General features: G+C 67.3%; 10 protein-coding genes. 3 read left to right on the top strand and 7 right to left on the bottom strand.

Going from position 1 to position 11,212, the window contains the following annotated elements:
• Positions 1 to 77 precede the first annotated feature (77 nt).
• A complete protein-coding gene (gene hutC, locus IEX25_RS01380; RefSeq protein ID WP_188713720.1) occupies positions 78 to 764 on the top strand; it encodes a histidine utilization transcriptional repressor HutC in 687 nt (228 codons plus the stop codon).
• On the opposite strand, the gene IEX25_RS01375 is transcribed toward hutC, so the two are convergent.
• The gene (locus tag IEX25_RS01375) at positions 761 to 1,909 is read right to left on the bottom strand and encodes a TRAP transporter large permease subunit (protein WP_188713719.1); all 1,149 of its coding nucleotides are present in this window, start codon (positions 1,907 to 1,909) and stop codon (positions 761 to 763) included. The genes hutC and IEX25_RS01375 overlap by 4 nt on opposite strands.
• A gap of 234 nt (positions 1,910 to 2,143) precedes the next feature.
• Here IEX25_RS01375 and IEX25_RS01370 point away from each other — a divergent pair, with 234 nt between their 5' ends.
• Both IEX25_RS01370 and IEX25_RS01365 read left to right on the top strand, forming a co-directional pair.
• Complete coding sequence (locus IEX25_RS01370) at positions 2,144 to 3,421, top strand: L,D-transpeptidase family protein (protein ID WP_188713718.1); 1,278 nt, start codon at positions 2,144 to 2,146, stop codon at positions 3,419 to 3,421.
• Entirely contained in the window at positions 3,418 to 4,176 is a 759-nt protein-coding gene (locus IEX25_RS01365; RefSeq protein ID WP_188713717.1) for an extensin-like domain-containing protein, read from the top strand. Before IEX25_RS01370 ends, IEX25_RS01365 begins: the two co-directional genes overlap by 4 nt.
• On the opposite strand, the gene IEX25_RS01360 is transcribed toward IEX25_RS01365, so the two are convergent.
• The 6 genes from IEX25_RS01360 to IEX25_RS01335 all read right to left on the bottom strand — a co-directional run bounded on the left by IEX25_RS01360 (position 4,177) and on the right by IEX25_RS01335 (position 11,158).
• Positions 4,177 to 4,917, bottom strand: a complete 741-nt coding sequence (locus IEX25_RS01360) for a Crp/Fnr family transcriptional regulator (protein ID WP_229664988.1) — start codon at positions 4,915 to 4,917, stop codon at positions 4,177 to 4,179.
• Between the two features lie 99 nt (positions 4,918 to 5,016).
• Entirely contained in the window at positions 5,017 to 6,351 is a 1,335-nt protein-coding gene (locus IEX25_RS01355; protein ID WP_188713716.1) for a FliI/YscN family ATPase, read from the bottom strand.
• A 167-nt stretch (positions 6,352 to 6,518) separates the two neighbouring features.
• Complete coding sequence (locus IEX25_RS01350; RefSeq protein WP_188713715.1) at positions 6,519 to 7,739, bottom strand: winged helix-turn-helix domain-containing protein; 1,221 nt, start codon at positions 7,737 to 7,739, stop codon at positions 6,519 to 6,521.
• 396 nt (positions 7,740 to 8,135) lie between these two features.
• Positions 8,136 to 8,846, bottom strand: a complete 711-nt coding sequence (locus IEX25_RS01345; RefSeq protein WP_188713714.1) for an SHOCT domain-containing protein — start codon at positions 8,844 to 8,846, stop codon at positions 8,136 to 8,138.
• Positions 8,847 to 8,937: 91 nt separating this feature from the next.
• On the bottom strand, positions 8,938 to 10,107 hold the full coding sequence (uvsE, locus tag IEX25_RS01340; RefSeq protein WP_188713713.1) for a UV DNA damage repair endonuclease UvsE: 1,170 nt from the start codon (positions 10,105 to 10,107) through the stop codon (positions 8,938 to 8,940).
• The gene (locus IEX25_RS01335) at positions 10,100 to 11,158 is read right to left on the bottom strand and encodes a DHH family phosphoesterase (RefSeq protein ID WP_229664987.1); all 1,059 of its coding nucleotides are present in this window, start codon (positions 11,156 to 11,158) and stop codon (positions 10,100 to 10,102) included. Before IEX25_RS01335 ends, uvsE begins: the two co-directional genes overlap by 8 nt.
• Between the last annotated feature and the right edge of the window lie 54 nt (positions 11,159 to 11,212).

The raw sequence follows: 11,212 nt of genomic DNA, 5'->3' as shown, positions 1-11,212 counted from the left end.
AAGTTAAAATGGCAAAGATCCCAGGCAACCTGGTGCGCTCGCTGCGTTCGTCGGGCGCGGCGGGGGGTGGAAGACGCATGAATACCTGGCAGTCCGTCCGGGCCGATGTCCTGGAACGGATCCGCAGCCGGGAATGGCCTCCGGGGGAGCTGATCCCCACCGAACAGGAACTGGCCGTCAGCCTGGGTTGCGCGCGCGCCACGGTGAACCGGGCGCTGCGGGAACTGGCCGACAGCGGCATCATCGAACGCCGCCGCAAGGTCGGCACGCGGGTGGCCTCGACCTCGGCCCGGCGCACGGTGCTGGACATGCCCGCGATCCGGACCGAGATCGAGGCCACGGGAGCGGTCTATTCCTATGAACTGGCCAGTTTCACGACCCAGCTTCCCACCCCGGCTGCCGCCCGTGCGCTGCAGGTGCCCGCATCCCAGGAACTGCTGCTGATCAAGGCCAAGTACACCGCCGACGGACAGCCGCATTGCTGCGAGGCGATCTGGCTGAACACCCGGCTCCTGCCGCCCCTGACGCGACGGGATGTCGAGGACCAGTCGGCCCATGAATGGCTGGCCAGCCGGGTCGCCCTGACGCATGGCCGGTTCTCGATCCTGGCGGATGCCGCCAAGGGGGACTGCGCCCGCCACCTGGAAATCGATGAAGGAACGGCGGTTCTGACGATCGAACGCACGAACTGTTCCGACACGACGCCGGTGTCCTTTGCCCGCCAGTTCTATCCGCCCCAGCACCGCCTGGTCTGCGAGGATTAGACCAGCGTCGGAAACAGCACCAAGGCCGCAAGGACCAGAAGGTCCGGGAAAAGGAACCGGCCCAGGCCTGCAAGAACGCTGCGCAACGGCAGGTCGCGGACCACTGCAGCGATCACCAGGGCGTTCAGCCCCAAGGGGGGCAGGATCAGCGCGATCTCGATCATCTTGACCATCAGGATGCCCGCCCAGACCGCATCAAGGCCATAGGCCCTGGCGATGGCCAGGGCGAAAGGCAGGGTCAGGACCAGCATCGCCATGGGCTTGGCCAGCAGCCCCAGAAGGACGCAGGCCAGGCCCAGCAACAGGATCACGACCAGGCGCGGCAAGCCCTGGGCAAGGCCTTGCGCCAGCAGATCCGGGGCGCCGGTCATGTCCAGAAAAAACAGGAACAGCCGCGCCGCGATCAGGGTCAGCAGGATCGTGGCCGTCTGCTGCAGGCAGTCGCGCAGGGCGGGCCACAGGGTATCAGGCGTCAGGCGGCCCTGGACGGCGGCGAAAGCCAGCGTCAGGATCGTGCAGGCCGACAGGGCGGCAGTCGGGGTCAGGCGGCCCGACCAGATCCCGCCCACCAGGATCCCGAACAGGACGGGCACAGGCCAGAGGGCGCGCAGCGCGTCATTGCGCGACAAGGGCATGGATCGCGACAGGGGCGCGGCGTCCGGGTCGTGCCGGACCCACCACAACACGACCGCGATCATTCCCGCCAGCGACAGGGCCGCAGGCAGCAGCCCCGCCAGGAACATCGCGGCGACCGGGGTGTCCGTCAGCAGGCCCCACAGGATCAGCAGCATCGAGGGCGGCAAGAGCGCCCCCAGCGTGCTGCCCACCGCGACCGAGGCACCTGCCAGTCGCGGATCATAGCCCGCGCGCAGCATCGGCGGGACGGCGATGCGCGACATGGTGACAGCGCAAGCGACCGATGATCCGCAGGTCGCGGCAAAGCCCCCGCATCCCAGGATCGCCGCGACGGCCAGACCGCCGCGCCTGCCCTGCAACAGCACGGCGGCGCCGTCATGGACCCGCGTGGCAAATCCCGCGTAAAAGGCCAGGTTGCCAAGCAGCAGGACCAGCGGCACCGCCAGCAGATCCGGCGCGGCAAGAAGCGCGGCTACCCGGTCCCAGGCCTGTTCCAGCATCAGCGACATCGACGCGGACGTTCCAGGGAAATCAAGGCGATCGTCGTGCCCACGGCGGCAAGTCCCATCATCTTCATGGTCGAATTGGTCCGCCCGTCCTGCCCCCGGATCCGCCGGCGCAGCGGCAGGCTAGTGCGGCGATGCGGCAAACTCAAACTGGAATTGACCGGAATGTGACTGGCGGTCTATCTGGCGGTTCCGCGAAAGACGCGGAATGCTGCGCCTGACCCGACGGAGATTCTGATGCCGCGATTCACCCTGCGAATCCCGCTTGCCCTGATCCTTGCGGCGCTGTCTGCGCTGCCCGCGACGGCCCAGACGGATCTGCCCTTCACCTCCGCCGATATCGAGGCCGCGTCCTATGCGGGGGGCGATCTGCCCTCGGGGCGGTCGGCGCTGACGACCAAGGTGCAGGTTCTGCTGGACAGGTCCGGGATCTCTCCGGGCGTGATCGACGGCTTCAAGGGCGGCATGAGCCAGAGCGCGATCATGGCCTTCGAACGCCGGTCGGGCCTGCCCATCGACGGGGTGATGGACCCGCATGTCTGGAACCTGCTGCAATCCTTCGCGGCCCTGCCCGCGACCAAGGATTACACCATCACGGCGGAAGACGCGCAGGGCCTTGTGGACGCGATTCCCACCGATTACGCCGAAAAGGCGCAAATGGCCGCCATGGCCCATACCAGTGTCGCCGAACGCCTGGGCGAGCGGTTCCACATGGATGAGAAATTCATCGCCTTCCTGAATCCCGGCGTCGATCTGGTGCCCGGCAACACGATCAAGGTCGTCGATACCGGCAGCCGGATGCGCGGCAGCGTCGCGCGGATCCTGGTCGATGTGAACACGCGGCGGGTCGCGGGCTTCGATGCGAACGGAAAACTGCTGGTCGATTACCCCGCGACCATCGGATCGTCGGCGACCCCCTCGCCTTCGGGGACGCATCAGGTGAAGACGGTCGCGCTGAACCCGAACTATACCTATGACCCGAAGAAGAACTTCCAGCAGGGCGACAACGACAAGGTGCTGGTGGTGCCGCCCGGGCCGAACGGGCCTGTGGGAACCGTCTGGATCGGTTTGTCCAAGCCCACCTATGGCATCCACGGCACCCCCACCCCGTCCACCCTGTTCCGCAATCAGTCGATGGGCTGCGTGCGGCTGACCAACTGGGATGCCGAGGAACTGGCCCGCATGGTCAGCGCAGACAAGACGACGGTGGAGTTCCTGCCCCAAGGCATGACCATCGCCGACGCGACCGGTGGCAACGTCGCGCCTGCCCCCGCATCCGCCGAACCGGCGGTCGCGGCGGAAACCACCACGGCGCCTGCGGAAACGGCCCCCGCCGCCCCGCTGGATTATGCCGATCCGCTGGCGGCCAAGCGCGCCCCGGCCGAGCCTGTCTATGAAAACACCTCCGAGGAGGAGGCGGATGCCCTGGCCCCGACGGGCGATCCGCTGACCGATGCCCTGACGGGCGCCCTTCCCAGCGGTTTCGTGCTGCCGCCCGTGGACGAACAACCGTGATCCGCTGGCGCGCGATCCTGTGCGCCCTGGCCCTGTGCCAGCCGGCATTTGCCGCCGCGCAGGACCGCCCGCCCGAACGTCCCGGTCCCGAGGAAGCGCAACCGCAGGCTGGGCCGGACGTTCCGCAGGAACCGGCTTTGGTCTTTGGTCCCCCTGCCCCGCCCGGCTGGTTCGTCGTGCAGGAAACGGATCAGGAATACGCCGCCTGCATGCTGGCCCTGTCCTTTCTGGGGACCGTCTATACCAAGGAACCGGCCATCACCGACCCCGAGGATCCCGACTGCGGCATTGCCCGCCCGATCCGGGTGGAACGGATCCTGCCCGACCTGAGCCTGGAGGGCGGTGCGGTCATGCGCTGCGACACGGCGCGTGCGCTTGGGTTCTGGGCGCGCGATTTCGTGCGTCCGGCGGCCATGATGCTGCCCGGCGCACCGCGTGTCACGGGCTTGCAGCTTGGCACATCCTATGACTGCCGGCCGCGTGTGGGAACCGGCGCGGACCAGCCCAAGCTGTCGGAACACGCGCTTGGCAATGCCATCGACATCGCGGGCTTCGTGCTGGATGGTGCCGATCCGCTGATCGTCCAGCCGCGCGCCGATTCAGGCGACATGGCCGAGGCGTTCCAGCGCACCGTGCGGGCGGCAGGATGCCTGTTCTTCACCACCGTGCTGGGACCCGGATCGAACGATGCGCATGACGACCACCTGCACCTTGACGTGGCGGCGCGGCGCAGCGACTGGCGGCTGTGCCAGTGATCAGCGGGGCGTGCGCTCCAGATCCAGATAGGACGGGTCGAAGCGCGCCAGCAGGGCCAGCCCGTTCCAGTCGATGATGGTGATATCCGCCCCCAGCCAGCGGATCAGCCCCCGGTCGCGCAGATCCCGGACCGCGCGGTTCACATGGATCGGCGAATAGCCCAGGATATCCGCCAGTTCGCGCTGCAGCAGCGGCAGGTGCAGCTGGCGGTCCGAGGCCACCCCCACAGTTTGCAGCCGGACGTAAATCTCGCACAGAAGATGGGCCAGATGGGCACTAGATCGCAGGGACGCGGCGGCAACCAGCCATTGCCGGTGGATCGCCGCATCCAGCATGGTGGTCATCCACAAGAGCCGGGCCAGATGGGGAAAGCTCCTGGTGGTTTCGATCAGTTCGGCATGATCGATGAATTCCACCTCGGCCGGACCGATGGCGATGATGGAATGATCCATCCTTGACATGATGAAGGCATGAAGATCGACAAAATCCCCCGGAACATGCAATGCCGTGATGACGCGGTCGTCGGGCCTTCCCACAAGGGCATGCGACCGGGCCGACAGGCCGCGCAGCATCATGCAGCTGCGGCTGGGGCTGCTGCCGGCGGGAACGATGACCTCGCCCGCGGCAAAGCTGGCATGTTCGGTCTTCAATGCGCGAAGACGTTCCAGGTCATTCGGGCCGAGACTGTCACGCCTTTGAAGATAGCGGATAAAATACTCGGTAATTGCCAATTCGGTCACCATCCTTTCGCGTGGTTTGGCAAATCACCCATTCCGGCGCAATGGCGCCGCGACCGACCTAACATTCATTAAGCTAACTCAGTTGCTTGGCTGTTGGTTTCAGCCCCGCGGCATTTGCCGGGCCTGGGCGGAAACCCGCAGGGCCGCGGCAAGCGCGGCAAAGCTTTCGGCGATGCCGGGGGTCTTGACCGTGACCAGATCGTCAAGCTGGGGAAACAGCTTCACCGCTTCGTCCAGGCGGGGATCGGCGCCCGCGGCGTAAAGGCCCGCGCGGATCATCAGTTCGGATTCGGCATAGGCGCCCAAGGCGGCCCTGGCCTTGCCGATCATCCTGTTCTCGTCAGGGGTGGCGGCATCGGGCAAGGACCGCGACACCGATTTCACCACGTCGATCGCCGGAAAGCGCCCGCGTTCCGCGATCGTGCGGTCCAGCACCACATGCCCGTCCAGCGTGCCGCGCAGGATGTCGGCCACCGGCTCCTCCATGTCGGAACCGGCCACTAGTACGCTGAAGATGCCGGTGATGTCGCCCGTTCCTTCCAGCCCCGGACCGGACCTTTCGGCCAGGGCCATGATCAGGTTCGACACCGAGGGAGGAAAGCCGCGATAGCTGGGGGGTTCGCCGGCAGCCAGGGCAATCTCTCGATGCGCTTCGGCAAAGCGGGTGATCGAATCGGCCAGGAACAGCACATGGCGGCCCTGGTCGCGGAAATGTTCCGCCACCGCCATCGCGGCCCAGGCGCAGCGCCGCCGGATCAAGGGGGATCGGTCGGATGTCGCGGCCACGATGACCGCCCGGGCCATGCCTTCCGGTCCCAGGGTCTTTTCCACGAATTCGCGCAATTCGCGTCCGCGTTCGCCGATCATGGCGATCACCACGACATCGGCCTGAACGCCCTTGGCCAGGCCCGACAGCAACGTGGACTTGCCGACGCCCGATCCGGCGAACAGCCCGATCCGCTGGCCCTTGACCAGGGGCAGCAGCGTGTCGAAGACCGCGAACCCCGTGGGCAGACGCGTCCCCAGCCGTTTTCGGCGCACCGCCGGAGGGGCTTCGCGGCGATAGGGCAAGGGTTCGCGGCCCAGGGTCAGGGGCCGTCCGTCCAGCGGCTGTCCCAGCGGGTCGATGATCCGCCCGATCCAGGCGTCGCAGGGCGCAATGGTCGGCGCGAACAGCAGCTCGACCTCTGCCCCCACGGACAGCCCCTCGGCGTCGCCTTCGGGCAGCACGTCGGCATGGCGCGGCGCAAGGCCCACGATCTCTCCGGCGACCTGGCCCTTTTGGAGGGAGATCATCACCCTGTCCCCGACCGAGGCATGGCTGTTCAGCCCCTCGACCCGGATCAGGCCGGCCTGCATCGAATGCACGCGGCCGAAATGCCGGGTCAGGCGCAAGTCGGCGATGCGCGCCGCGATCGAGGTCAGTTGGTCCATGTCCGCCTTCCGTTCGTCAGCCTGCATGGCATCACGGATCTTCGGTCAGCGATGATGGTGTATCCCGCATGCCTGCCGCCTGCCCGGCAGCACATGCCGCCATAGAGACATCTTGGCGCAGAATCAGAAAGAATGGGTTAACGACCGCCCTGCCCGGAACCCAAGGCTCAGGCCGGTGCCGCCTGGTCGCCCACTTCCTTCAGCCAGTCGGGCCCAAGGCGGACCTCGGTCGCCCCGGCCAAGGGCAGGACGCGTTGCAGTTCGGCCAGAAGTCCGGCCTGCCTGGCGCGACCCAGCCTGACCCCCTTCTCGGGCCAGAAGGCCCGCACGGTCAGCACGCCCCCGTCGCGTTTCGCGTCGAGCCGTCCGATAAGCCGGTCGCCCTGCATGACCGGGAACACGTAATAGCCGTATCGGCGGCGGGGCGCGGGCACGAAGATCTCGATCCGGTAATGGAAGCCGAACAACCGCCAGGCCCTTGCGCGATCACGCAAGGCGGGATCGAAGGGCGACAGCAGCCGCACCCGTTGCGATGGCGGGGGCAACATCGACAGCCTATCCAGCGATGCCACTGTCGAGACGCTGCGCCGCCGGGTTCCGTCGGCCATTTCCACGTCGATTTCGACGATCCGACCCGCGGCCAGGGCATCGGCGCACCATTGCTTCGCCTCGTCACGGGTGGCGATCTCGAAGAAGGCGGCCAGTTCGCCGCTTGTGGCAAAGCCAAGCCGGTCCAAGGCCGCCGACAAGGCCCAGTCGATGATCTGCGGCGGATCAAGCTGGATGTTGCGGTATTCGGCCGGGATCACCCGCTCCGACAGGTCGTAGATCTTGCGAAATCCTGTGCGGTGGCTGATCGCCAGCCGCCCCGATCGCCAGAGATATTCAAGCGCCGTCTTCGAGGGGTGCCAGTCCCACCATCCGCCCCCGCCGCCCCCCTTGTCCGGGCCGACATCCGTGGTGCTGGCAGGTCCCTGGTCGGCAATGCGTCGCAGGATGGCATCAATCTCTCGGTCCCAGCCCTCGCCGCGCCAGGCCGGCCAGCGTTGCTGCATCCTTGCCTCGTCGCGCGCGAATTTCAGCCGCCACATCGGATAGAACTGCATCGGGATGATGGCGGCATCATGGGTCCAGTGTTCGAAGGCAAGACGCTGGCGGGAGACAAGACGATCAAGCGCCAGGGGACGATACCGGCCCCGTCGCGACCACAGGATCAGGTCATGCGCGCGCGCCAGCGTGTTGACGCCGTCCACCTGGACGAAACCCAGATCCGTCAGCACGCCCGCCAGATCACCGCCCGTGGCTGGACCAGGCTGCGGCCGCAACAGCAGGTGTCGATCCAGGAACAGCCGGCGTGCATCGGCATTTGTCAGCAGGGGCGGATTCATGCGGGCAGATTAGACACATGGGGCAAAACCGCAATCGAACAGCGAAGGGCCGACTGCCTGCCGCGGTCAGGCAGGCCCGGCCGCTGGTGACGGCCTGGGCCTGGCCTTGCCCCAAGCGGTTCTCCCGTTCTCGTGCACCGCCATGACCCGCCATGCCGCCACGGGCTGCGGGATAAGCACGGCCGACAAAGCCGTATCCAGATGCGGTCTTGGCGGTGACAATCAGCCGTTGCAGAACCGGCACCAGGGCACCGGCGGATTCGGCTTGGGACTGCGCCGCCCTTATCCGGGCCAATCGGCCGGTCCGTTCGGTTGCCGGTCTAGCGGCTGGTCGGGGACGGCTTTCGCATCACCTCGAGAAGGTCGCGGGATCGGGACGGCGGCAAGCAGTCCCCCTTAAAGCCTGTTCAGCAGATCCGATTTTTTCGCGTCGAATTCGGCTTGCGTCAGGATCCCCCGGGACAGCAGGGCGTGAAGCTGCTCGATGGTGGCAAGGATCGCAGCATCCGTCGGGTGGGCTGCATCCGACCGCGCGGGATCGCCGGGCGTGTCGCCCGGCCCCGGCAAGGCGGCTATTGGAACCAGGCTGTCCAGCGGCACCGGGCCGTGCTGGCTGGTGAACAGAAGCGAAGATGTTCCGCCCTGCTGCTGGGACACGCCGCCGATCCGGTGATCGCCGGTATCATACAGCGACACCTGCCCGTTCCGGCGGATGGCCAAGCGGCGTGCGGCGGGAAAGACCGCATAATCCACGCCGTTCTGGCTTCCGCTTGCGGACGGCACCCCCAGGTCGGGGGGCCAGGCGGGATCGGACGCGTCCGGGACCGATGCGGGCGGGCGTTGCGCAAGGGCCTGCGCAAGGTCGGTCAGGTTGCGGATCAGATCGCCGACACGGGACTTGAGGGCGCTGTTGAACATGTCCCCGATCATCAGCATCCCGCCGCCGGACCATTGCCCCATGCCGCCGAATTCGGGATGGTCGAACTGCGCCTGCCGGGCATGGCCTCCGACAAGCGCGGACAGCATGGTCTCGGCCGCGCGGGGGCTGAAGCCGTGGCGGCGTGCGATGACCGCGACCGCTTCTCGATCCTCATCGGTGAATGACATGGTCCGGCCTCCGGTCCAGGGTGAAGGTTTCAGCGACACCGATGGCGCCTGCCCGGATGCAGGCCGGGACATTCGTTGCGTCGCGCAAGGTTCAGGCCCCCATTCGCCTGGGCGCGTCCAACTGATCGCCCTCGTCCACGTCCGGCATGTCCTGGGCCTCGGCCGCGTCTTCGCCCATGTCCCCGGCCTCTTCCAGGCCTGCCGCGTCGTCCGGGCCCAGGCCAAATCGGGCAGCCACATCGGAGGCATAGCGGAACAGGTCGCCCCGCAGCTTCAACAGCGACAAATCCTTGGTCTTGGCTTCCAGCATCACGTCGAAATCAAGCCCCTGGGCCTCGCGCATGAAGGTCGCGAATTCGAAGGGATTGGTGAAATCCGCATGGCCCGTCCAGATGGGCGGCAACAGCACCGTCTTGAAGCGGGATGTGGCCTTAACGACATCCCTGGTCAGCGCGCCGCCGCCGCTTGTCCCCTGGGCCCTCAGGGCCGCGCGTTCCTTGTCCGTCACCTTTCGCTTGATCTCGCGCAGTTCGGTCCTGGGAGAGGAAAAGTGGATCTTCGGCCGCACGCCCTGGGGCCAGGACCGGACAAAGCGTTCCAGGGTCGGCCGCAGCGCCAGCCCTTCGGGGTTCAGGCACCAGAAATGCTGGTAATCGAAGATCAGCGGCACCCCACAGCGGTCGTGGATCCACAGCACGTCGGCGGCGGAAAAGCGGATGTCGTCGTTTTCCAGCACCAGCCGGCGACGGACATGGTCGGGGCATTGGTTGTAGCCTTCGATCCAGCGGGCGCGGCTGGCTTCCCGGTCGTAATAGACACCGCCCACATGGGTCACCAGGACACCTTCCGGCCCCATGCCCATCCGGTCCAGCATCTCGGCCTGCGAGGCCAGGTCCCAGATGCTTTTCGCCGTCAGCGCCGGATCGGGGCTGTTCAGCAGCACGAATTGCGACGGATGAAAGGACAGCCGGATGTCCAGGTCGCGCGCCTTGCGGCCAAGCGCCGCCAGTTCGGCATCGCTTTCGGCCACCATGCCGTGGAACTGGGGCATGTCGGGGTGCGTGGCATAGGGCGCCAGATCCGAGGACAAGCGGTACATGTCGATCCCGACCTCGACCAGATAATCCAAGATCGCGTCCACATGTTCCAGCGAGGTCTTCAGGTGCGGGTTCTGCTGCCAGCGGCGGGTGTCGTTGCTTTTCATGCCCGGCCGTCCCATCACCTTGACGGGAAAGCCCAGGCGCAGCGGTCGATCAGTCATGCGCAATCTCCTCGGGGAAGCCGATCCTGGCGGCGAAGTCGGCCCAGTCGGCGGGACGCAGCGCGCCGCCCGTGGCCTGGGCATGGCCGCTGCCGTATTCCGTGCCCGCGCCGGGGGGGCGGTGATCGGCCAGAAACCGGATCAGGTCCGCGCCGGTCGCGCTGCGCGCGGCAAAGTGGACCCAGCCGGGGCGATAGCCGGTATTGACGGCCAGCACGATCTTGTCCCGCAGCCTGCCGCGCCAGGATTGCGCGACCAGCGGATGGATCTGGCATGGCGATGAAAAGCGGATCAGCGCGACGTCGCCCCGGACCTTGGGCGGCGCACGCCGGGCGGCCTCCAGTTCCGCCGCGACCTCGGCCTTGGCCGCCTGCAGCAGCGCGGTTTCGGGGTGGCCGCCCTTCAGCAGTTCCTTGGGCGAGGCGCATTTCAGCAGAAGCGCAAGCGCCGGGCTTGCATCGGCCCGGGCCGTCCGGCGCGGCGCGTTGACCAGCGACACCGCATCCCGCAGCGCCGTCTTGCCGTAGCGACCCTGCGCCTGGGCCAGTTCGGGAAAGCCATCGTCGGCCATGTCCCCGATCAGCCCCATGGCGGCAAGCCACAGCAGGTCGTCGGCCTCTCCCAACCCCTGCGCGCACCAGAAGGCCAGCAGCGACGAGGTCGGCTCGGGCGTCCAGCCGTTTCCCGATATCACCGCCGCCGCGCCAGGGGTGCCGGTGGGCACATGATGATCGACCAGGACCGTGGGCACGCCGGGCAGGATCTCGCCGTCGCGGATGCCCAGATCGGTGACGACCAGCCCGCCGGGGCGCCGCGGCTCAAGTTCCTTGCGGAGGTCGGGCGACCAGGGGTTTTCGCCCTTGCCGGTGATGCGGATTTCCGCCGGGCGGCCCGCGCGTTCAAGGGCCTGCGCCAGGATCGCGGCGGCGGACAGCCCGTCGGCGTCGAAATGTCCCAGCACCAGCACGGGCCGGTCAGGCGCGAAGCGGCCGACAGCCGCGCGAAAGGCAGCGGCCACATCGTCAGGGGTCTGGGGGCGGTGGCCGGACATGGTCCCCCAACGCGGCAACCCGCGCCCAGTTTCACGCAGCCGCCGCAGGGCAGG

This window comes from Paracoccus acridae, assembly GCF_014642735.1.
Lineage (GTDB): Bacteria > Pseudomonadota > Alphaproteobacteria > Rhodobacterales > Rhodobacteraceae > Paracoccus > Paracoccus acridae.
Note: the sequence above shows the minus strand (reverse complement) of the source record. Positions and strands in the feature narration are given on the sequence as shown.